30 protein-coding genes are annotated in these 22,298 nt (G+C 37.4%); 27 read left to right on the top strand and 3 right to left on the bottom strand.

Translation table 11 applies throughout. The features are described from left to right. Positions 1–4 precede the first annotated feature (4 nt). A complete protein-coding gene (locus J7E77_RS06280) occupies positions 5–454 on the top strand; it encodes a C40 family peptidase (RefSeq protein ID WP_251027024.1) in 450 nt (149 codons plus the stop codon). 160 nt (positions 455–614) lie between these two features. Continuing rightward, on the top strand, positions 615–1,499 hold the full coding sequence (locus J7E77_RS06275; protein ID WP_214713139.1) for a patatin-like phospholipase family protein: 885 nt from the start codon (positions 615–617) through the stop codon (positions 1,497–1,499). Between the two features lie 36 nt (positions 1,500–1,535). Here the strand turns inward: J7E77_RS06275 and J7E77_RS06270 are convergent, their stop codons facing one another. Together J7E77_RS06270 and J7E77_RS06265 are read right to left on the bottom strand one after the other, a co-directional pair. Further along, positions 1,536–1,931 carry an SA1362 family protein gene (locus J7E77_RS06270; protein ID WP_308160437.1) on the bottom strand — a complete coding sequence of 132 codons (396 nt, stop codon included), beginning with the start codon at positions 1,929–1,931 and terminating at the stop codon, positions 1,536–1,538. Between the two features lie 57 nt (positions 1,932–1,988). Next, entirely contained in the window at positions 1,989–2,933 is a 945-nt protein-coding gene (locus J7E77_RS06265; protein WP_214713137.1) for a DUF1385 domain-containing protein, read from the bottom strand. Positions 2,934–3,218: 285 nt separating this feature from the next. Here J7E77_RS06265 and J7E77_RS06260 point away from each other — a divergent pair, with 285 nt between their 5' ends. The 17 genes from J7E77_RS06260 to J7E77_RS06180 all read left to right on the top strand — a co-directional run bounded on the left by J7E77_RS06260 (position 3,219) and on the right by J7E77_RS06180 (position 15,914). Beyond that, entirely contained in the window at positions 3,219–3,716 is a 498-nt protein-coding gene (locus tag J7E77_RS06260) for a YqhR family membrane protein (RefSeq protein ID WP_214713136.1), read from the top strand. Between the two features lie 79 nt (positions 3,717–3,795). Continuing rightward, the gene (locus J7E77_RS06255; protein WP_214713135.1) at positions 3,796–4,857 is read left to right on the top strand and encodes a M24 family metallopeptidase; all 1,062 of its coding nucleotides are present in this window, start codon (positions 3,796–3,798) and stop codon (positions 4,855–4,857) included. Between the two features lie 23 nt (positions 4,858–4,880). Next, the gene (gene efp, locus J7E77_RS06250; protein WP_088088945.1) at positions 4,881–5,438 is read left to right on the top strand and encodes an elongation factor P; all 558 of its coding nucleotides are present in this window, start codon (positions 4,881–4,883) and stop codon (positions 5,436–5,438) included. Between the two features lie 133 nt (positions 5,439–5,571). Then, entirely contained in the window at positions 5,572–6,069 is a 498-nt protein-coding gene (locus J7E77_RS06245; RefSeq protein WP_214713134.1) for a DUF6803 family protein, read from the top strand. A gap of 175 nt (positions 6,070–6,244) precedes the next feature. Next, positions 6,245–6,694: a PCYCGC motif-containing (lipo)protein gene (locus J7E77_RS06240; protein ID WP_214713133.1), complete on the top strand. Its 450-nt coding sequence runs from the start codon at positions 6,245–6,247 to the stop codon at positions 6,692–6,694. Between the two features lie 10 nt (positions 6,695–6,704). Next, a complete protein-coding gene (locus J7E77_RS06235; RefSeq protein WP_251027025.1) occupies positions 6,705–7,217 on the top strand; it encodes a c-type cytochrome in 513 nt (170 codons plus the stop codon). Positions 7,218–7,604: 387 nt separating this feature from the next. Further along, complete coding sequence (locus J7E77_RS06230; protein WP_214713132.1) at positions 7,605–8,657, top strand: hypothetical protein; 1,053 nt, start codon at positions 7,605–7,607, stop codon at positions 8,655–8,657. Positions 8,658–8,670: 13 nt separating this feature from the next. Beyond that, entirely contained in the window at positions 8,671–9,123 is a 453-nt protein-coding gene (locus tag J7E77_RS06225; protein WP_214713131.1) for a cytochrome c maturation protein CcmE, read from the top strand. A gap of 25 nt (positions 9,124–9,148) precedes the next feature. Beyond that, positions 9,149–11,131 carry a heme lyase CcmF/NrfE family subunit gene (locus tag J7E77_RS06220; RefSeq protein ID WP_214713130.1) on the top strand — a complete coding sequence of 661 codons (1,983 nt, stop codon included), beginning with the start codon at positions 9,149–9,151 and terminating at the stop codon, positions 11,129–11,131. A gap of 1 nt (position 11,132) precedes the next feature. After that, complete coding sequence (locus tag J7E77_RS06215; protein ID WP_214713129.1) at positions 11,133–11,639, top strand: cytochrome c-type biogenesis protein CcmH; 507 nt, start codon at positions 11,133–11,135, stop codon at positions 11,637–11,639. Positions 11,640–11,651: 12 nt separating this feature from the next. After that, the gene (locus J7E77_RS06210; RefSeq protein WP_214713128.1) at positions 11,652–12,026 is read left to right on the top strand and encodes a hypothetical protein; all 375 of its coding nucleotides are present in this window, start codon (positions 11,652–11,654) and stop codon (positions 12,024–12,026) included. Then, on the top strand, positions 12,023–13,012 hold the full coding sequence (locus tag J7E77_RS06205) for a hypothetical protein (protein ID WP_214713127.1): 990 nt from the start codon (positions 12,023–12,025) through the stop codon (positions 13,010–13,012). The genes J7E77_RS06210 and J7E77_RS06205 overlap by 4 nt, the downstream gene beginning before the upstream one ends. Before the next feature lie 24 nt (positions 13,013–13,036). Then, positions 13,037–13,741 (top strand): ABC transporter ATP-binding protein, encoded by a 705-nt coding sequence (locus tag J7E77_RS06200; RefSeq protein ID WP_214713126.1) that lies wholly within the window; start codon positions 13,037–13,039, stop codon positions 13,739–13,741. Continuing rightward, positions 13,738–14,418 carry a heme exporter protein CcmB gene (locus J7E77_RS06195; RefSeq protein WP_168245041.1) on the top strand — a complete coding sequence of 227 codons (681 nt, stop codon included), beginning with the start codon at positions 13,738–13,740 and terminating at the stop codon, positions 14,416–14,418. Before J7E77_RS06200 ends, J7E77_RS06195 begins: the two co-directional genes overlap by 4 nt. 3 nt (positions 14,419–14,421) lie before the next feature. Continuing rightward, the gene (locus tag J7E77_RS06190; protein ID WP_214713125.1) at positions 14,422–15,183 is read left to right on the top strand and encodes a cytochrome c biogenesis protein; all 762 of its coding nucleotides are present in this window, start codon (positions 14,422–14,424) and stop codon (positions 15,181–15,183) included. Positions 15,184–15,195: 12 nt separating this feature from the next. Then, positions 15,196–15,327: a CcmD family protein gene (locus J7E77_RS06185; RefSeq protein ID WP_168245039.1), complete on the top strand. Its 132-nt coding sequence runs from the start codon at positions 15,196–15,198 to the stop codon at positions 15,325–15,327. Positions 15,328–15,404: 77 nt separating this feature from the next. Next, positions 15,405–15,914, top strand: a complete 510-nt coding sequence (locus J7E77_RS06180) for a TlpA family protein disulfide reductase (protein WP_214713124.1) — start codon at positions 15,405–15,407, stop codon at positions 15,912–15,914. Positions 15,915–16,117: 203 nt separating this feature from the next. Here the strand turns inward: J7E77_RS06180 and J7E77_RS06175 are convergent, their stop codons facing one another. Then, positions 16,118–16,786, bottom strand: a complete 669-nt coding sequence (locus J7E77_RS06175; RefSeq protein WP_214713123.1) for an SIMPL domain-containing protein — start codon at positions 16,784–16,786, stop codon at positions 16,118–16,120. Between the two features lie 215 nt (positions 16,787–17,001). Here J7E77_RS06175 and spoIIIAA point away from each other — a divergent pair, with 215 nt between their 5' ends. From spoIIIAA to J7E77_RS06135, 8 genes are read left to right on the top strand one after another with little or no spacing between them, the layout of a single operon-like run. Continuing rightward, the gene (spoIIIAA, locus tag J7E77_RS06170) at positions 17,002–17,925 is read left to right on the top strand and encodes a stage III sporulation protein AA (RefSeq protein ID WP_088088929.1); all 924 of its coding nucleotides are present in this window, start codon (positions 17,002–17,004) and stop codon (positions 17,923–17,925) included. Then, positions 17,926–18,441: a stage III sporulation protein SpoIIIAB gene (gene spoIIIAB, locus J7E77_RS06165; protein WP_214713122.1), complete on the top strand. Its 516-nt coding sequence runs from the start codon at positions 17,926–17,928 to the stop codon at positions 18,439–18,441. It abuts the gene before it with no gap. Positions 18,442–18,452: 11 nt separating this feature from the next. After that, positions 18,453–18,656 carry a stage III sporulation protein AC gene (gene spoIIIAC, locus J7E77_RS06160; RefSeq protein WP_066060661.1) on the top strand — a complete coding sequence of 68 codons (204 nt, stop codon included), beginning with the start codon at positions 18,453–18,455 and terminating at the stop codon, positions 18,654–18,656. Beyond that, positions 18,613–19,062, top strand: a complete 450-nt coding sequence (gene spoIIIAD, locus J7E77_RS06155; RefSeq protein WP_214713121.1) for a stage III sporulation protein AD — start codon at positions 18,613–18,615, stop codon at positions 19,060–19,062. The genes spoIIIAC and spoIIIAD overlap by 44 nt, the downstream gene beginning before the upstream one ends. A 31-nt stretch (positions 19,063–19,093) precedes the next feature. Next, positions 19,094–20,290, top strand: coding sequence for a stage III sporulation protein AE (spoIIIAE, locus tag J7E77_RS06150; protein ID WP_214713120.1), 1,197 nt, complete (start codon positions 19,094–19,096; stop codon positions 20,288–20,290). Between the two features lie 11 nt (positions 20,291–20,301). Next, complete coding sequence (gene spoIIIAF, locus J7E77_RS06145; protein ID WP_214713119.1) at positions 20,302–20,931, top strand: stage III sporulation protein AF; 630 nt, start codon at positions 20,302–20,304, stop codon at positions 20,929–20,931. Then, positions 20,924–21,574 carry a stage III sporulation protein AG gene (spoIIIAG, locus tag J7E77_RS06140; RefSeq protein ID WP_214713118.1) on the top strand — a complete coding sequence of 217 codons (651 nt, stop codon included), beginning with the start codon at positions 20,924–20,926 and terminating at the stop codon, positions 21,572–21,574. Before spoIIIAF ends, spoIIIAG begins: the two co-directional genes overlap by 8 nt. Positions 21,575–21,589: 15 nt before the next feature. Then, the gene (locus J7E77_RS06135) at positions 21,590–22,141 is read left to right on the top strand and encodes a SpoIIIAH-like family protein (protein WP_214713117.1); all 552 of its coding nucleotides are present in this window, start codon (positions 21,590–21,592) and stop codon (positions 22,139–22,141) included. Positions 22,142–22,298: the final 157 nt, after the last annotated feature.

Genomic DNA, 22,298 nt, shown 5'->3' with positions numbered 1-22,298 from the left:
CAATATGTTGAAAAAAATCATTGCAACCATGGCTATGACAATTATTCTAAGTTCATTGTTTACCACTATGGGTGATAAAGCGGAAGCGGCCTATTACCATACAAAAGCAATCTCAGTAGCAAAAGCAAATCTTGGTGTTCCATATAGATGGGGTGGATTAACACCTAATGGTTTCGACTGCTCTGGTTTGGTTAAGTATTCTTACGGTAAAGCTGGAAAAGTATTGCCACGGACGGCTGCTGATATGTATTACAAACAAGGATATCGTGTTAGCGCTTTAAAAGCAGGAGACTTAATGTTCTTTGCACCGAATAAGGCTAGCAGACCGAGCCACGTTGCAATTTATATTGGTAGCGGCAAAATGATTCAGGCTTCATCTTCAAAAGGAGTTTCAATCACATATACAAGCAACAGTTACTGGAAACCAAGATACATTGGAGCAAAGCGATTTTAATGAAAAGTTAAGCGTTTTCAATATAGTTATTGACCAAGAACATCGTTTAATGACGATGTTCTTTTTTATATATAATAAATTTTCTACTTGTCCTTTGTACTATTTATTAAAATAACCGCTTAAAGATGTAAAAACGAGTACATCTTTGGGAGTGGCTGCCATGTATATAGACGGCGTTTTTTCTGGAGGAGGAATAAAAGGGTTTGCACTTATTGGAGCCTGCGAAGAAATAGAAAGTAAAGGTTTACGATTTGTCAGAGTGGCGGGAACGAGTGCAGGATCGATTGTTGCAGCATTAATTGCCGCTGGCTACACAAGTAAAGAAATCTTCCAATTGGTCGACGAGTTGGATCTCTCAAAAATAATGGATGCCCGCAAATCAATTATCCCTTTCCCTTTTGCAAAATGGCTGTTTGTCTATTGGAAGCTAGGACTTTATAAAGGCAATGAACTTGAAAAATGGATTTGTAAGAAACTTGAAGCCAAAGGGTTAAGAACATTCGCTGATTTGCCCCCGAAGGCACTTCGAGTAATTGCATCAGACCTATCAAATGGGCAAATGATTGTTTTACCTGATGACTTACAAAGATACGGCATTTCACCTGGTTCATTTCCAATCGCAAAAGCGATTAGAATCAGCTGCAGTATCCCATATTTCTTTGAACCTGTTAAAATGCGTACAATGGATGGAATGAACATTTTAGTTGATGGCGGGGTCCTAAGCAATTTTCCTATGTGGCTTTTTGATAAGGAAAATGCACAAAAGGTAAGACCTGTCCTCGGTATTAAATTAAGACCAAGTGAATATGAAACTGAAAAACATAAAATAAAAAATGCGATTCAACTATTTGGAGCCCTATTTGAGACGATGAAGGATGCACACGATTCTAGGTACATTTCTAAAAAACATGTAAAGAACATTATCTTTATACCGACCGAGGGTGTGTTATCAACAGAATTTCATTTAACAGAGGAAAAGAAACATGAGTTGTTCGATCTAGGAAAAGAGAGAGCAAAACAATTTTTGAAGACATGGGGATATTAATAGGGATTAGACTAGGGTAAAAAGAAAATCGAGCGCCTATAGAGACGCTCGATTTTTCTTTTTACCCTTTTTGCCGTCGATAACAGTTAAGTGAGCAGGAGATTTCTTTTTTGTCTGGTTGCTCTTCTTTAATGATGCTAGCGTCCCAAGAGAGGAGGTTTTTACAGTTGAGTCTCCACCCTTTTGCTGTAATCGTTTTTTTGATTTTTTGGCGGCTTTAAGAAATGCACGCTGCTCTTTTTTCTGAGGGTTTGATTTGGAAAACTTCCGTACTAGGAAATAAACGGCTAGAACAATCAATGCGATGACAGCTATTCTCTGAATGAAACCGGCCGGATTAGCTGTAAATGAACCAACAAGGCCAAGTAAAGCAAGAATGATAAGTCCCCCAACAACAACATTAACAAATGTCCGATTTTTCAAGAAAGCCACCTCCCTAAGAGCATCTTAAGCATTTTTTTATTCTTTTAAACACGATAAAACAAGAATTTAGACAATTTCTTCGCTTTTAACCGAGTACTCAGATTCCTTTTCTCTTCTTAATAATTCGTTAAAAGAAAGTATTGCCACTTCGACTTGATCATTTTGTGGTTCCTTCGTTGTTATTAGTTGCAGCCAAAGACCAGGAAAACCTAGATACTTTAAAACTGGAATATCTCTAAGTTTATTAGTTAATTGAAGGATTTCAAAAGCAATACCCAAAACCACAGGAATTAAGAGGAGCCGGTCGACCACCCGTAACCAAAGCGGAGTTGAAGGTACCAGCATATAGACAAAAACACCAACAAAGACTGTAAATAGGATGAAACTACTGCCACAGCGGTAATGCAGACGGGAATGAGCCTGCACATTTTCAACGGTTAACTCAACCCCAGCTTCAAAGGTATTTATTACTTTATGTTCGGCGCCATGATATTGAAACACCCTTTTTATCAATGGAGTAAGTGAAACAAAATAAATATAGGAAATTAATAAAATTAGTTTAAAAAAACCTTCCACTAACACTTGAGCAAAATGCGATGGAAAAATTGGTTTTGTCAAAACTGCAAGGAACACAGGGATCAGCGTAAAAGCAAATTTACCAAATAAAAATGAAATAACACCAATTGCAGCAACACCAAGGTACATGGTCAATTTAGAGACTTCTTTTTCTTTTATGATTTCATCTTCCTTTGGATCCACATCAAATCTTTCCGTCGAGAAGTTTAAATGTTTCGATCCATTTGCACTCGACTCAATAATTGCGATAATCCCTCGCAGAAATGGGATTTTCTTTAGGATTGTAAAATAAGGATTTGCTTTACGAGGCAAATGAAAATATTCAACAGATTGATCCTTCCTGCGTACCGCGGTAACATAATGATGTTTTCCGCCAAACATAACACCTTCGACAACCGCTTGGCCGCCATAAACGGGTTTTTGAGAATTGGACATATACTTTACACCAACCTAATCTATAGTTGCACAACAGCTGAAAGATAAAATCTGTATGTACTTAATTCTATTCTACTAGAAAAACAAAAAAACCTCTAGGAATGACATAATATTTCCAATTAAAAAGTTTTTTTATATGTAAGGGATTGAATACCAAAGGACATAATAAGAAATGGAATTTATTATGGCCTTTTGTTGTCCCAATTATAGGACAGCATATCAAGTATATATAACAGCAAAAAGGGCACTTCCCGAATAAACAGAAAGTAAACGGAGGTTGTTACAATGGCGATTGAGAAGAAACTAGGAAATTATCCTAAGCCCATGTCCTTTTCGGTAATGGTATTTTGGACGGGTTTATTTGGAGGTCTGTTTTGGGGATTGATTGGCTGCATAGCGTCCTACTTAAGTTTTACAGAAATTCGTCCCAATGTCATTCTAGAGCCATGGGCACTAGGGCATTGGAAATACGAATGGCTGGGGACCGTCATTTCCATTATTTTAATTGGAATATGTTCCGTGGTAGCAGCATTTATTTACTATGCAGTGCTGAGGAAATTTACAGGGTTTTGGTTTGGGCTTGGCTATGGAATTGTATTGTTTTTGGTGGTGTTCTTTATTCTAAATCCACTATTTCCAGGTATTAAACCATTTTTTGATCTAAAAAGAGATACGATCATTACATCCATTTGTATTTATATCGTATATGGAATCTTTATTGGATATTCCATAAATTATGAGTATCAAAATAATAACGAGCAAGTGAAAGAGGAGTCCTCCTAAGTTACGATTAGTCGGATGAAGTAGGTTGTGATAAAATATTTTTGTCCTCATATGGATTTGAAAAGGAGAGTGGAGAGCAATGGGAAAAATAGAAAAACTAAGATCTAATTTTTCAACACTTGGAATTGATGGAATTTTGATCACTAGCCCATATAATCGTCGCTATATTTCAAACTTTACTGGCTCTGCCGGTGTAGTTTTAATTAGTGTGGAAAAAACTTTGTTTCTTACGGATTTCCGCTATATTGAACAAGCGACTAAACAATGCCAAGGTTTCGAGATTATAAAAATAACCGGAACGATTCCTGAAGAAGTTGCACAACAAGTGAAGAACCTTGGAATTCAAAAGCTGGGATTTGAAGAGGATTTTCTAAGCTACTCCTCCTTTAAATTATATGATAAAGAAGTTGACGCTGAACTTGTTCCGTTTTCTGGTGTAATCGAAAAGTTACGCTTGATAAAGACTGATGCAGAGATTAAGATATTAAAGGTAGCAGCTGATATTGCTGATGCTGCATTTAAACATATTTTAGACTTCATTGGTCCAGGAAAAACTGAATTAGAAGTATCTAATGAGTTAGAGTTCTTTATGAGGAGAGCTGGTGCCACATCCTCTTCATTTGATACAATCGTTGCTTCTGGTCATCGCTCAGCACTTCCACATGGTGTTGCTAGCGATAAGGTCATTGAAGCAGGGGACATTGTAACAATGGACTACGGCTGTTACTACAATGGATATGTTTCTGATATTACGCGGACAATTGCGATTGGAGAGCCAGACGCGAAGCTTAAAGAAATTTATGAAGTTGTACTTGAAGCCCAATTACTTGGAATGGCTGGAATCAAACCAGGTTTGACAGGGAAGCAAGCAGATGCAATAACACGAGACTACATAACAGAAAAAGGTTATGGTGAATACTTTGGTCATTCAACCGGGCACGGTATCGGACTTGAGATACATGAAGGCCCTGGTCTATCGATGAAGTCTGAGGTAATATTAGAACCTGGAATGGTAGTAACATGTGAGCCGGGTATCTATATCCCAGGTCTTGGCGGCGTTCGGATTGAAGATGATACATTGATTACAAAGGACCATAACGAAGCACTCACACATTCTACAAAAGAACTAATTATACTGTAATGATTTTTTAGGAGGATCTTAATATGATATCTGTAAATGATTTTAAAACAGGATTAACAATTGAAGTGGATGGCGGCCTATGGCGTGTCCTTGACTTCCAACACGTAAAGCCAGGTAAAGGAGCAGCCTTTGTTCGTTCCAAGCTTCGTAACCTTCGTAATGGAGCTATTCAAGAAAAAACATTCCGTGCAGGTGAGAAAGTAGAGAAAGCTCAAATCGATAACCGTAAAATGCAATATCTTTATGCAAGCGGTGATAATCATGTATTTATGGATATGGAATCTTACGAGCAGGTAGAACTTCCTGCTTCAAGCATTGAGTATGAATTAAAGTTTTTGAAAGAAAATATGGAAGTACAAATTATGATGTTTAATTATGAAACTCTTGGAGTAGAATTACCAAACAATGTAATTTTAGAGGTTGCTGAAACAGAACCGGGTATTAAGGGGGATACGTCTTCTGGTGGTACCAAGTCAGCTACCCTTGAAACAGGTCTTTCTGTTCAGGTTCCTTTCTTCATCAATCAAGGGGATAAGTTAATTATCAATACGACTGATGGATCATACGTGTCACGTGCATAATCAGTTCAAAGCCTTAGTCCGAAAATTGTCGGATTAAGGCTTTTTTTTAACAATTTCTCCATAGTTTCTCCTAAGTTTCTGCACACTTTTTCAATATAGTAGGTGTGTAGAAAAAATAAAGGAGAAGATAAACATGAATATGACACATTATATGGGTTTACTAGCAGACAATCAGCCTTGGAATTTATTAATTTTTATGGCGGTTCCAGTAATTTGTGCTGAAATCCTTGCAATTTCGGAAATTGCCATATTATTTACAAGGAAATTAGATAGTGCATTAAAAAAATTGAATAAAGTAACCGGCATATTTGCAGGCTTTTATTTTACTGGCATATTCATTTATTTAATGAAAACTGCTTATATCCCACTAACGGTAAACGGGGAGTGGAAAGGCTGGATTGATGTTGTAGCCGTTACATTCTATTTACTTGGAATTATCCCATTTCTTGGCATGGCCCTACTTGATTTAGGTCTTATTTATAGAAATAAAACAGAAGAAGAAAAGCTGAAAATTCATGCGATCTTTGTTAGTATTTTTCTAGTGGTTGCACACATTGCCATGATTTTTGGAATGATTGATCCTGCACTAGGAACAGGTGGCCATTCAGGACATGATATGAGTAATATGTAATTTGAACCACTGGAAGTCTATTTAAGATTTTTCAGTGGTCTTTGCTTTTATTACGACTTTACTTTAACATCCGTAAAAACTTCACTAAATAGTAAGAATTAGTTACTAATTGGCTAATTTCTTTTTGCTAAACTGAAGTAGTACAAAAAATAATAGGGAAGGGGTGCAACAGATCATGAAACGATTTACATCTCTCTTGTTCCTTGGGATTTTGTTTGCAATTGTAGCCGCTGGCTGCAGTTCTAAACTTAATGATCAAAGTTGGAAACTTGATAAAAAACATTCGCCATTACCTGATTTTGTTCTGAATACATCTGAAAAAATTAATGAAACTTATGTTATGGCTGCAACTTATCCTGAAGTCGTAGCATCTGTTCCTTGCTATTGTGGATGTGTTGTCGAAGGACATAAGAGCAATCTAGATTGCTTTGTCAAACAAGTTGGTGAAGACAATGCAGTAACAGAATGGGATTCTCACGGAATATCTTGCGACACCTGTATTGATATTGCTCGAGATGCGGTTGAAATGCATCTTAGTGGAAAAAATACGAATAAAATATATCAATTAATCACAGAAAAATATAAAGATATTGGGGAGCCAACCCCAACACCTGAACCTAATTAAGGGGTAACCCATGAAGAAAATACTAATCGGATTTTACATTTTGATTATTATTGGAATTATTGTCTGTTTAAGTAATAGCCATATTTTTGATAGCAAGAAATCAGAAGCAATTGCTGCAGGTGAAAAGATATATAACAAAAATTGTATATTTTGTCACGGCGAAACAGGAAAAGGGGAAGGCCCAAAAACGGGGACGGCTTTAAATAGCCAGAATTTTTTAAGCTCCGTATCCGATAAAGATCTGTCTAATTATGTGAAATATGGAAGAGAAGGCACAGTCATGCCTGCTTACGGTCCTCGAATGTCAGATAAGGATTTAAAAAATCTTGTTGCTTATATAAGAGACTGGCAGACAGAAGAAATCGAGTTTGATGTGCCAAAAACGATTTCAGGTAATCCTGAAAATGGAAAAGCACAATATAATTTGTATTGTCTCAATTGTCATGGTGAAGCAGGGACAGGTAAGGATAAAATGGGAACCGCTCTCTCTAATCCACAATACCTGAAATATACAACTGATTAGCAAATATGGATTAATGCAGCCTACGGTCGTGAAGAAACTAGAATGGGCCCTTCATTAAAGGGGCTTGAAGGCGCACGCCAGCTCAAGAAAAAAGATATTACCGATATTGTTACTTATATCCGATCTTTGGAGAAAAAATAAACTGAATACAGCATAAAAGACCTGAATCCATTACAAGAGGATACAGGTTTTTTTTTGCCCATTTTTAATTTGTGAACATTTTGTGGTGGTTTTTTGTCGAAACCGCAACGATTTTTATCCTTTAACAAAATGTTCAAGAGTGAATCAACAAATAAGGATTGATAAAGATTATATTTATTTCAAAGAGGACTATAGTGAAAAATAGTACTTTCTATTGATAAGTTTTTTAAGTCAAGGAGGATTAAGATGCTTAAAAATAAGTTGTTGGCATTATTCGTAATCGTATCATTTTTAACGAATTTCATCATCCCGAAGGCTAGTGCTGAAACAGCCTTTCAGGCAGAAAAATTTCCTTTTAAGGAAATGCAGATTCAGGTAATGCCAGAGTTTGATTATCCCGAAGGTTGGTCGCGAGATATTCCATCTTTACTAGTGGGACAGTACGGAACAATTACCAATAAAAGTGGTCAAGATTACGATGGGAAGATTGAGATTCCCGTTCCAGCAATGGAAATAGGCTTTGAAGCCTTCTTGGTAGCAGAATTCCCAGAAAAAAATAAGCCTGAAGTACAGCGTCCCTATGATGTTGATAAAGAAAATGGGATCATTACTTGGAAACCAGCTAAAGCAATTAAGAATAACGAAACCTACGAATTTGTCATTGAGTACTATACAAAGTCAATTGACGTGAAGGACAACAAGAGCTTTACATATGAACTTAAAAATAAAGCTGATATCGAGCTGTTAGATGTTATCTTTTATGCTCCAATGGATGCAAAGGAAATAAAAATTGAGCCAAAAGCAGCAAATAATTCGAAAAATGAATATGGAGAAGAGCTCTATTACTACCAATACAAAAATGTAAAGGCAGATGCTGGCTTGAAATACTCTTTCTCATATAAGAAAGATGGTACTGAATCAACAATGGAGGCGATTAATAAAAAGCAGCCACCAAATGATGAAAACCATAGTGGTGTAACTGCAACAGACCAAGTTGTTAAAAACGGGGGAACCACTAATTCATCAAAACGTCCATTTATCGGGCTAGGTGGTGCATCGATCATCGGTATTGCAATCATCATTGCCGGACTCTTTGTTTTCATTGGCTTAAAAGGAAATAAACAAACAGCATCTAAGGTAGCCAGTCAAAATAAAAAACAACCGAAGAAGCCTTTTCCAACGGTTAAAAAAGACAACAAAACAGCGAATTCTGAAGAAAAGAAGGAACTGCGCAAAAAACTTTTAACTGGAAAGATAGACCAAGAAATGTACGAAGAAGAAATGAAAAAATTAATCTAATGAGGTGAGAAGAATGAAAAAAAATACGATTATCATGCTTGGTGGGTTTATTATTGCAGGAGCTATTGTATTCCTTCTGATGGCAGCAACTCCTGGTTCAAGTGGTGTTGAGTTAACGATGAAAGACCTCTTGGCTACTCAAGACCAACATAAAGATGATTTTGTAACTGTAGAAGGATTACTTATTGAAGATTCAATTAAATGGAATCCAGACAAAATTGAGTTTAAGTTTGATGTTAAAGATAACGACGGAAATGTTATGCATGTTATTCATAATGGTACCAAACCAGATAACTTTGCAGAAGGTGTCATTACTATTCTCCAAGGGGCTCCGACCAAAAAGAATACATTTGTGGCAGAGACAGTTAAAACTAGATGTCCTTCTAAGTATGAAGGAAAAGATATCAAAAATTATAATCCAGAGACACATAAAGATAAGTTAAATAAAACACCGAATGAAAAATAACAGGCTAACTTAAGAAGGTGACGAAATGTATTTATTTGCCAACGCAACGATTTATATAGGCTTAGCCATCGCAATTTATTCACTCCTCATTATCACGTTGGGGATTAGCACGAAAAATCAAAAGTTTATTAACAGTGGTAAAGGTGGATTGATTGCATTATTAGTATGTTCATCACTTGCAATGCTTTCATTGTTCTACCTATTAGCAACCTCTCAATTTCAATACGAATATGTTCATGATTACACAAGCAGTGAACTACCTATTATCTATAAACTTACCGCACTATGGGCGGGTAATGCAGGCTCGTTGTTATTGTGGACATTCTTCTTGACTCTTTATACTTGTATGATTGCTTTCTCACGGAAGTTAAAAGGAAACCCGATGATTCCATACATATCGGCCATCTTACTTGCAAATGCAGTTTTCTTCTTTTTTATTTTAGGTTTTGTTGCAAAACCTTTCCTTCTATTAAATGAGATTCCAATAGAAGGAAAAGGATTAAATCCAATGCTTCAAAATCCAGGAATGATCATTCATCCTGTCACACTTTACCTTGGTTATGTAGGCCTTGCCATTCCATTTGCTTTTGCGATGGCGGCATTGATTTTGAAAAATGTCGATGATTTCTGGATTAAAATGACTAGACGTTGGACAATTATTGCCTGGTTATTTTTAAGTCTTGGAAATATCTTTGGTGGTCAATGGGCATATGTTGAACTTGGCTGGGGCGGTTACTGGGCATGGGATCCAGTTGAAAATGCATCCTTTATGCCATGGTTAACAGCAACTGCCTTCATACATTCCGTTATGATTCAAGAACGGAAAAACATGTTAAAAATTTGGAATATCAGCTTAATCATTGTCTCCTATGCACTTACCCTATTTGGTACATTCTTAGTGCGAAGCGGCGTACTGACATCCGTCCATGCCTTTGCAAATTCAAACCTGGGATTATACTTCTTAATCTTCATGGGTGTGGCAGTCATCGGAGCACTATATGTGTTAATGAGCCGTTACAACCTGCTGAAACGCAGTGAAGGGGAATTTAATTCCTTTGTTTCTAAAGAGAGCAGCTTCTTAGTAAATAATTTATTACTTGTCGGAGCAGCCTTTGCCGTATTTTGGGGGACGATTTTCCCATTAGTATCGGAAGCAGTACGTGGTACAAAAGTAACGGTTGGTCTACCATTTTTTAATAAAGTTGAAGCACCAATTCTATTATCAATGATGTTTGTCATGGCAGTTTGTCCAATGCTTGCTTGGCAAAAATCTACCGTGAAAAATCTTAAGAAAAACTTCATGATTCCAGCTATCCTCGCTGTTCTTGGCATGATTTTGATGGTAGTGTTAGGAATTCAAAAAGCATGGGCAGTCATTGGTTATGGAGTAATCATTCTATTATTAATCACCCACTTCTTAGAGTTTTATAGAGGTGTAAAAGCTAGAAGAAAAATGACTAAAGAAACACCACTAGTGGCGCTGTACCGCTTGATGATTCGAAATCGCCGCAGGTATGGTGGATACATCGTTCACCTTGGTATTGCCTTCATCACGATGGGGATTATTGGCTCACAGAATTATGATTTACAAACAATGAAAACAGTCGATTTAGGGCAGTCAATTGAATTAAAGGATTATCGTATCAACTACGACCGACTTGATCAGAAGAAAGAAGGCATTAATGATATCGTCTATGCCGATGTAACCGTTTTTAGAAATGGTAAAAAGCTAGGCACTTACCAGCCAGAAAAGGTATTTTACGGTAACTGGGAACAGCCTTCTTCAGAAGTGGCGATCATATCCTCGCTTAAGGAAGACTTATACATCGTGTTAAGTGCATGGGAAGATGATGGAAAAGCTACATTTGTTGTAAAGATTAATCCAATGATGAACTGGTTATGGATTGGTTCATTCATGATTGTTATTTGCGCCCTGTTCGCCGTTTGGAACGAAAAATATGGGAATGTCACTCCGAGATACATGGGAGTACGCAGAGAGGTGTCTTAATATGAAAAACAAAATTTATATTGGCCTTCTCATAATAGCGTTCATTTTTCAAGGATCATTCCTACGCGTTGAAGCAGCAAAACAGATTGACTATAAATCAGCTGAATTCAAAGCGGTTGCTCAGCAATTCGCCTGCACATGTGGCTGTGGCCAGGATCATTATGAATGTGATCCGAATACGTGCAATCTTACCACAGAATTTAAAGCAGACCTGGTTGACATGATGAACAAGGGGTGGGATAAGGATAAAATTCGTGCCTATTATGTCAATATCTATGGTGAAGAAATATTGACTTCACCTGAAAAAAGCGGTTTTAGTTTAACAGCTTGGGTTCTACCGTTTGTAGTATTGGCCGCAGCGGGAATATCATTGTATTTCGTTATTCGTAAATGGGTTAAGAAAAAAGGCACAGATGAACCTGTTGCTGAGTACCAGAACACCGAGGATGAAGTAGAAGGAGAAATACTATCTTCCATGATTGATGAAGAACGCAAAAAGTATCTTTAGGATGTGAACAAAATGCAAGATATCACAGTCATCTCGATGATTTTTACCACCATATTTGCGCTAGCCTGTCTGTTTCTAATATTATCACCGTTATTTAAGTGGGATGCTTATTTACATGTTAGTTCAACGGGTCAGGATATCGGCGCCTCGAAAGAAGCACTATTAACAACACTTAATGAAATAGAATTTGAGTACAAGATGGATAAAATCTCACACGCTGATTATAAAGTTTTAAAGAAGCAATACGAAACAGAAGTTGCCAGCCTTATGAAGGAAGAAGAACAATTGATGGATACAAACATTGATAAAGATTTAATGGATGAAGTTGAAAAAGAAATTGAAGCTCAAATGAAAACTTATAAGAATAAAAAGGGGGAAGGAAAGTGATCAAAAAAATCACGGTTTTCTTCCTCGGACTGATGCTATTCATTCCATTTCATGGATTAGCAGCTTCTGATTCAAAGGTTTCGATTGATATGCATTATATCGTTGTCAGCCCTGCAGAAGATGGCTCAACGAATATGATGAATATGGTTAATTATACTAATACCTCAGGTGAAGAATATAAAGGTGACGGTAAAAGTGAAGCGGTCTTAAATGTAACCCTTCCCGAAGGCGCAGATGATCTCAATTTTTTAGATAATAAAATTGCCTTTAAAGAGGTTGACAAAGGATTCATTACAACCACGGCAATTCCAGGAAATCAAACGATGGTGTTGCCTTACAGTTATCGGATTGCAAAGGGAAAAGAAATTAATTTAAAAGCTTACTACAACGTACAAATGATGCAAATTCTCGTTCCAGAAGGAAGAGGGAGTATTGAAGTTAAGGGGGCTGTTGCAACTAGTCAAGGCAGTTTCAAATTCGATGACGAAAATTATTTTGGATACAGTATCGAAGGGATTAAAGCTAACCAATCGTTTACACTTGTTTATAAGCCAGATGTACAGCCTGCAGCGAATGAGACAAAAAAGTCGGAAACAACTAATAAAAGTAATAGTTCGGTTACACACACGGCGCCTGCTTTCCATAATCCAGGTCATCTAAGAATATGGGCACAGTCCCCGCTACACCGCTTTGATCCACACGTCTTTTTAATTATTATAGGAGCTATTGTCATTGCGGGAATCTCCTATTATATCTATTTCAGAAGGAAAGCAAAGCTGGAAGAGGAAAGACTTGGAGCAGATAAAGAAGAGAAGGCATTTAAACTTTTAATGGCAAAGCAAAAAGCCATAATGGATAAGATCATTGAATTGGAAGAATCCTTCGGAGATGGAAAGCTTTCAGAGGATGAATATCATGCAAAGCTAGAAGCTTATAAACAGCATCTTGTCCAAGTAAAATTAAACTTACGTAATTTTGTAGAGTAGTAGCTGGGATGGGAGAGACTGCAAATGATAGAAATAAAAAAGCTAACAAAGCAAGCGGATAATAAGCTCATCCTTCGTGGTGTAGACCTCTCAATCAAAAAAGGAGAAACGGTTGCCATCCTTGGACCAAATGGTGCCGGAAAAAGTACGCTTCTAAAAGTACTAGCAACCTTAATAAAACCTACATCTGGGTCTATATTGGTTAATAATATGGATTTGAAAAAAAATCATATTGAAATAAAAAAAATAATGGGTTATTTACCCCATTCCAGTTTGCTTTATGACCATTACACTCCATTAGAAAATATTGTGTTCTTTGGGAATATCTATGGTGTTAAAAATGTTGAACAACGAGCGATTGCGCTTGTCAAAGAAGTAGGATTGTCATTCTTTTTAAATGAACCGGTAAAGAATTTCTCCCGTGGAATGATTCAACGGATTGCAATTGCACGAGCGATTGTTCATGAACCGGAAATTCTCCTTTTGGACGAACCACACACAGGATTAGACCAAGGAGCGATTACCATTCTTAATAACGTTATTCTTTCCATGAAAGCAAAAGGCACGACTACTTTAATGGTTACACATGATTTCAAACAAGCAGCTGAAATCTGTGACAGAATTATCATTGTGAAAAATGGCAAGATCGTCGATGATTTTAGGATTGAAAATCAAAACTTAGGTTTTGTTTCAGAAAAATATGAGCAATTAGTGGAGGGAGTATCATGAACCTTTTTCGAACCGCCCTCTTACTAGCAAAAAAGGATTTATATTCCGAATTAAAAACAAAACAAATTATGGTGACCCAAATTATTTTCGCTGGTCTGGTGATTGTTGTTTTCAGCTTCGCCTTTGACCCTGCCAATAATACAACAAAAGCAGTTATACCAGGAGTCATTTGGGTCATTATCGTCTTTGCTGGAATTTTAGGTCTTAACAGATCATTTATATCCGAGCAGAGAAATGATACGATGCAAGGATTATTGGTTGCACCAATGGAGGCAGCGAGCATTTATTTAGGAAAGTTCTTAGCCAATTTTGCGATGATGCTGATCGTAGAACTGGTTTCCATCCCGTTTTTATTTTTGTTATTTGATTTTAAATTTTTTGGGAGCATTCCTTATTTTATCTTAGTTGTATTCTTAGGCAGTTTTGGATTTATCGCTATTGGAACATTCTTGGCGGCATTGGCAGCCAATTCCAAAAGCAGTGAGATGCTGCTTCCACTATTGCTGTTTCCAATTACAACGCCAATCCTAATCGGTGTTGTTCAAGCCACTCGAATCATCTTAACGAATATGGAGAAATTTTCAAGTGCAGTCGCTTGGATTCAGTTGGTCACTGCGTACGATGTTATCTTCTTTGTTGTTTGTTTCTTATTAATTGATTATGTGCTGGAGGTTTAAGTGATGAGTATGAATCTCGAACGAGAGAAAGCGGTACTTACTGGATCTCAATTAACTGCTAAGAAGAGCCCAGATCTATCAAAGATTTTGTTTGGTTCTACAGTTATTTCCATGTTTGTCGCCCTTTATTTTATCTTTATCTTTTCTGCTGAAGAAGTAACAATGGGAGCAGCCCAAAAAATCTTTTATTTTCATGTTAGCTCAGCATGGCTGGCGTTCATGGCATTTTTTGTGACATTTGTATTCAGTATTTTATTCTTAGTCAAGCGGAAAAGAATATTTGACACCTATGCTTATATTTCTGCAGAAATTGGTGTGGTCTTTACAATCATTGTCTTAACAACTGGTCCAATTTGGGCAAAATCATCATGGAATACTTGGTGGGTTTGGGAGCCGCGGTTAATTACAACGTTAATTCTTTTCTTTATCTATATAGCCTACATTATGATTCGTCAAATGGATGGAGTATGGGATAAAAAAGCCAGACTTGCTGCTGTATTTGGAATCATCGGGTTTGCTGATGTTCCAATCGTATTTTTCGCGATTCGCTGGTGGCAAACAAAGTTTCACCCAATCGTGTTTGGTGAGGGACCTTCCCAAAAAGGTGGAGGTATTGAGAGTTCTATGCTAGTGGCGTTGTTTGTTTCACTTGCAGCATTTACCATTCTATATTCATACCTTCTTCATAAAGGTGTTTCTTTTGAAAATATGAAACTTAAAGTAGAGCGGTATAAAGAAAAATTAAGAGAAGAATTGGAAAAATAGGAGGAATTTATCATGGGTTTTGAATTTATGTATGGTGCCTATTCTGTTGCATGGGTTGTTATTTTTGGATATATGTTAATACTCGGTAAAAGACACTCAAAGCTTAAGAAGGAAATTGAATTCTTAAAACAACTAGAAAAATAACTAGTAGTAATAATTAGGCCTGTGAAGCATTAACAGGCCTTTTGCATAGAACCTTACTGGTGTCAGGAGGAAATACGATGAACAAGCGGGTCATCAAATTACTCGTATTGATTCTTATTGTTGGTATGTTTGGTTTCTTTGGTTATAGTTTAGTTACAAAAGGTGAACATACAGATGTTGGTGATCAGGCATATAATTTTTCGTTGCCAAATTTGGATGGAAGTACAACCAAGCTCTCCGATTTTAAGGGGGAAGTGGTTATTCTGAACTATTTTGCCAGTTGGTGTGCTCCATGTAAAGAGGAGTTACCAGAGCTAGAATCCTTCCAAAAAGAATATGGTGATCAATATCATTTTCTTATGATTAATCGCGGCGAGACAATGGATAAGATTAATAAAGTAACAGAGAAAAATAAAGCTGGAATGAACTATTTATTTGATTATAATGCAAAGGTTTCTAAAATGTATAATGTGACAGGGCAGCCTGAAACCTTTGTGATTGATAAACAAGGAATTATTAGAGAACATTTTAACGGTCCAGTTACAGAAATGCAGTTATATAATTGGGCGAAGAAATATGATAAATAAACTCACAAAAAAGGATTGAACCTGATTATAAGGTTCAATCTTTTTTTCTTGGCTTTGTTAACTAGCCAAGTTGATTTCCGCTCCAGGCGCTTCGCTTTTCGCGAGCGGTCCGGGGAGCCTCGTCCTCCCGCAGGAGTCTTCGCGCCTTCCGCTCCAATCAACGTAGGCTATAAAATCTACAATGTCCCTTACACAGCCTTTTTCTAAAACGGTTTAAAGTGAAATTCTGCGATCACATCAGCCTTGACTGTTATTTGTCCTGGTTCAATTTGTGTGGAGGCAGCTCCTTTCACGAAAGCTCCAGGCTGGTTAATAACAGGCTGGACCGTTCTGCCTCCTTCGATAATTAACCTCGGTGTGGGGATTAACGATACATTTAAGGTCCCTGCAATGGTTTTAGCCCTTTCAATTGCATTATTTACTGCCATAACTAAGACCTGTTTATAAAAAGACTCTTTGTCTTTCACTGTAAATTGGACGTTAGAAACATAGTTCACACCGTTTTGAACAGCGGTATCCACGACCTTGCCAACGATTGATAAGTCCTCTATTTTTACCTGCAGGATATGGGTTATTTTATAACCACGAAATATTTGTTTCCCTTGGTCATAATCGTAATCTGAATCAATTCGATAATCGAAGGTTTGTATATTATTTTGGGTAATTCCCAGTGAAATAAGAGAGTCGATTACCTTTGTTACTTCAAGAGAATTCTGCTGCTGGGCGGTTATTACTTGCTTGCTTTCCGTTATAATTCCTAGGTTTACCGAAGCGGAGTCAGGTTGGATTGCCATTTCTCCTTCACCAGACACTTTAATTAAATAGTCCTTGGGAGGTAATCCATTTCGATTTAACGGATGGTAATTATACACTTCCCTCTCCCCCTTATGTTTATTCTTTCTTTAAAATACGACTGACCTCCAAAAATGTTCCGATATTAAAATTTATCCCTTTCTACTTATCTTATTTTTGTTCTAGCATTCATCTCAGAAAATAGAAAAGAAATGACAGTTTTGAAAGTCATAATGTGACCAAGCAGGCATACATTTTAAATAATGAGAAAGGCAAATACGAGGAGGTTGCACACGTGGAAACGATCCTAAACTTTTTACCAAAAAATATAGCCGACCTAATCAGCAAAATCCCTCCTAACCAAAAAGAAGAACTGGAAGAAATCCGCATACGAATTAACCGACCGATTGAAATGACGATGAAAGGCGCACCCAGGTTTTTACCGTATATTGTCCAGCCTGATGATGCGTTTCACCTAATGAATAAAATAAGTCATTTCTCCATCTATACCCTCGAAGAGGAACTTAAGCAAGGATTTATAACTGTTTCCGGGGGACATCGGATTGGGCTGGCTGGTAAGGTGATCCTCGAGGGTGGAAAGGTCAAGGCGATCAGGGACATTTCCTCTTTTAATATTCGGATAGCTAGGGAAAAGGTAGGGATAGCTGAACCAATTATCCCATATATCTATCAGGGAAATTGGATGCATACGATGGTGATTGGTCCGCCCCAAACTGGAAAAACAACATTACTGCGTGATATTGCAAGAATTGCATCCTCAGGTTACTTAGCAAGGGGCATACAGGCAAATAAGGTAGGGATTGTAGATGAACGAAGTGAAATTGCTGGGTGTGTTAATGGGATACCGCAATTGACCTTTGGTGACCGTTTGGATGTGCTAGATGCCTGTCCGAAAGCTGAAGGAATGATGATGATGATTCGCTCGATGAGTCCAGATATTCTGGTTGTTGATGAAATAGGCCGGAAAGAAGATGCTGAAGCCATCCAAGAGGCTGTTCATGCGGGAATAAAGTTAATGATGACCACTCATGGGACGAGCATTGAAGAAGTTAGAAATAGACCATCTTTACGGACGATTCTTGATCAAAAAATTTTTCAACGTTTTGTTGTCCTTAGCAGGGCATCAGGGCCGGGAACTATTACTCATATTTTAGATGGAAATGGTAAAGAAATGAATCAAAAAGTGAGAGTGACATAAATGATTAAGCTTATAGGTGCTGTTTTCATAATTGTCGCAACAACATGGATCGGATTTGAGATTTCCAGACGTTTTAGTGAACGACCAAGGCAGCTTAGGGCATTAAGGACTGCACTTCAATCACTTGAAGCAGAAATAATGTACGGCCATACGCCATTACATGAAGCAGCCAGAAGGTTAGCAGAACAGCTTACAAAGCCGCTTTCAACCTTTTTTGAGTCCTTTTCCAAGAAATTAACAGACACCGAAACAACGGTAAGAGACGCTTGGGAAACAAGTTTAAGAGAAATATGGAATTCTACAGCATTAAAGCAGGGAGAATTTGAAATTATGAAGCAATTTGGGGAAACCCTGGGTCGACATGATCGTATGTCCCAGCAAAAACATATCATGCTGACACTAACACATCTTGAAAGAGAAGAGGCGGATGCAATTCAAGCCCAAGCAACATACGAAAAAATGATCAAGAGTCTCGGATTCTTATCAGGATTATTACTGATTATTTTATTATTTTAGGGGGAAATGCAATGGGGTTAGAAGTGGATATTATTTTTAAAATTGCTGGTGTGGGAATAGTTGTTGCCTTTTTGCATACCGTTCTTGACCAGGTGGGGAAAAAAGAATACGCACAGTGGGTAACGTTGTTTGGGTTTATCTATATATTATTTCAGGTAGCATCCATTGTGGATGATCTCTTCCAAAAAATTAAATCTGTATTTTTATATCAATAGAAGGGGGGGCCCTAAGATTGAAATCATAAAAATAGTTGGCATAGCTCTTGTAGCAACCTTTCTAGCTTTAATTGTGAAAGAACAAAAGCCAAATTTTGCATTCCTCTTAGTTGTCTTTGTAGGTTGTGTTATTTTTCTTTTTTTGGTGGATAAAATTTATGAAATCATTCATATGCTTGAGAAACTGGCAGTGAATGCAAAAGTGAATATGGTTTATATCGAAACGATTTTAAAAATCATTGGAATTGCTTATATTGCTGAATTTGCCGCCCAGATTACAAAGGATGCTGGTCAGGGAGCACTCTCTTCTAAAATTGAATTAGCTGGAAAAATTATTATCCTTGCTATGGCGATCCCAATTCTAACTGTTTTGATTGAAACGATAATCAAACTTATTCCTAGTTGATGACAAACCTGAAAAAGAGGTGTAGATAGAATTGAAGCAGCGATTGCAGTTTATTCCTATTATAGTTCTTGTATTCTTTTTTTTATCCTTTACAGGTGTACAAGCTGCCGAAGAGACTAAAGACCCAAACCCTCTTTCTCCGCAGGAGTTAGTTGATGCCCAGCTTAAATCCCTTGATATTACAGAACTCAAACAATTTTGGGAGGATATTACCTATAAATACGGGGGATTTCTTCCCGAAAGCCAGAAGGGAAGCTTGTATGACTTTGTTAGCGGCGAGAAGAAATTCTCATTTAAACAATGGGGGTTGGGAATAGTAAAGTTTGCCTTTCAAGAGTTTGTTTCTAATGGAAAATTGCTGGGGTCATTGATCATGCTAACCATCTTTAGTATGTTCCTTCAATCGATGCAGAATGCCTTCGAGAAAAGCGCGATTAGCAAGGTCGCATATTCAATCGTTTATATGGTCTTAGTCATAATTGCCCTGAATAGTTTCCATATCGCCATCAGTTATACAAATGAAGCAATCGGATCGATGATCTCCTTTGTGCTAGCACTTGTTCCACTGTTACTCGCATTAATTGCAGCCTCTGGCGGTCTTATATCAGCAGCTTTCTTTCATCCGGTGATCTTGTTTTTAATGAATATAAGCGGTTTATTCATGCAGTATATTATCCTGCCTCTCCTGTTTCTAGCCACCTTGTTGAGTATTGTAAGCACGATGTCAGAACAGTATAAAGTGTCACAATTAGCTGCCCTGCTAAGAAACTGGAGCATTGGGTTAATGGGAATCTTCTTGACTGTGTTTCTAGGTGTTATTTCAGTACAGGGAGCATCAGCAGCTGTAACAGATGGTGTTACGATCAGGACAGCGAAATTTGTAACGGGGAACTTTATACCTGTAATCGGCCGGATGTTTACAGATGCTACAGATACGGTGGTTAGTGCATCTGTCCTATTAAAAAATACAGTAGGCATTGCTGGTGTTGGTATCCTACTTATCATTGTAGCCTTCCCAGCCATTAAAATCTTAATGATTGCCTTTATCTATAAATTCGCTGCCGCTATCTTGCAGCCATTAGGCGGAGGGCCAATCATTACCTGCTTGGATATTATTAGTAAGAGTGTCATTTATGTCTTTGCTGCTTTAGGAATCGTTTCACTGATGTTCTTTTTATGTATAACAGTTATAGTTGCGGCAGGAAATCTGACGATGATGATGAGATAGGGGGGATTCATATGGAATTTTTAATAGAGTGGGTAACGAATATTATTCTCTTTATCTTGTTAGCCACGGTAATTGATATGCTCCTCCCCAATTCAAGTATGCAAAAGTACACAAAAATGGTTACAGGACTCCTTTTAATTGCCATTATTCTTACCCCAATCTTTAAATTGATTTCCAAGGATTTTGAATCAGCAATGGGTTCGATCCCTTCATATCAAGCTCCTGGAGAAAAAAATATGAAAAATTCAATAGATTTAAAGAAAAAAGAAATACAAGCCCAACAACATGCATATATTTTAGAAGAAATGGCTGTCCAACTGAAAAAGGACGTGAAAGAGGAGTTGATGGAACAATACGGATTGGAGATAGCAAAAATTGATCTTGCTACAAATGAAGAAAGCGACCAAGCATTCCCAGACAACCTCCAAAAGGTTATGGTTCTTCTGAAGCAACCAGAAAATGAAGTGAAGACAGTCGAAGCGATCAAACAAGTCGAAATTAACACAGAAACACCTCTTCCATCTAAAAGCTCAACAGAAGAAGCTGAAAAAATTGCCGCTTTTCTTTCGCAAAAATGGAATGTGACCGAAAAAACAGTTGAAGTTTCGATTGAAGGGGGGATTAATAACCAAAATGAATAACAACCAAGGACCATTTTCATGGCTTAAAAAGGTGCTCAAAATAGAAGGTAAATCTGACAAGAAACCAGGGAAATACCAGTATATGCTTGTTGTTCTATGTATCGGTGCAGCCTTTATGCTTGTTGGCAATATTGTATTTAAAACAGATTCGAACTCAGCTGATACACCTGTTGCGACGAGTGAAAAAGTAGATTCCGAAGATGTACCGGCATTTGGTCTAAATAAGGGCTCAAGCAATAAGGCATTGGATAAATATGAAGAAAAATATGAAAATCAGCTTAAGAAAGCCCTTCAGGAAATGCTAGGGGTTAACAATGTTACAGTTGTTGTCAATATTGATTCCACTGATAAGAAAGTGCTTGAAAAAAATAGGGTTTCCAAATCACAAACGACTGAAGAAACAGATCGAGAAGGTGGGGAACGGAAAGTTGAGGAAGCCTCAATTGATGAACAACTAGTGATTATCCGTGAGGGTGAAAAAGAGGTTCCGATTGTAGTAGAAACGAAAAAACCTGAAATTCGCGGTGTCTTAGTGGTTGCGAAAGGCGCAGAGAATATACAAGTGAAAAAGTGGATTGTAGAGGCAGTTACACGCGCTTTAGATGTACCAAGTCACCGAGTTGCTGTCATGCCTAAAAAATAAAAGGGGTGTTTTCCTATGCTATTGAAAAAACAAACAGTTTGGTTATTAACGATGTTAAGTTTAGTAGTTGTATTATCTGTTTATTACATTACCTCTCCGGAACAGAAGAGTAATGATCTAGCTGCTGTTTCGCAAAAAGCGAAAGATCAAAATCAGGGTAAAACAAAGACGGAAGCTAAGGATGATAAAACAATTGTATCAACTGTTGCGGGTGATGAAGCGTTTGAAGAATTACGTATGAAGCTCGATGACCTAAGGAGCGAACAGCGAGAGGATTTAACGACCGAGCTGGCCTCCACAGATATTCCTGCGGTTGAGCGAAGTAAAGTAAAAGATCAAATGGACAAATTGAATCAAACGGCCAAAAAAGAAGAAATTCTTGAAACGTTAATTAAAACAATGGGCTATGAAGATGCATTAGTAAGAGCTGATGGTGAAAAAGTAAGAGTCACAGTTAAATCTAAGATGAAACCTTCAGCAACTGAGGCCAATAAAATCATCTTACAGGTGAAAAAAGAAATTGGAGAAACCAATTATGTGGCAGTAGAATTCCAACCAACGAAATAAATGTAACAAAAAAGGAAAGTCAACGACTTTCCTTCAGATTGTCGAGAAAGGGTATTTTTCTCGGCAATTTTTTATTCTCAGCATTTAATTATTCATTGTACCTGCTAATGGGCCTGTTGATTTCCGCTCTAGGCACTTCGCTTTCCGCGGGCGTGCC

It is taken from the genome of Bacillus sp. ISL-77 (assembly GCF_018613105.1).
The sequence above is the reverse complement of the archived record's forward strand: the minus strand, read 5'-3'. Positions and strand labels throughout refer to the sequence as shown.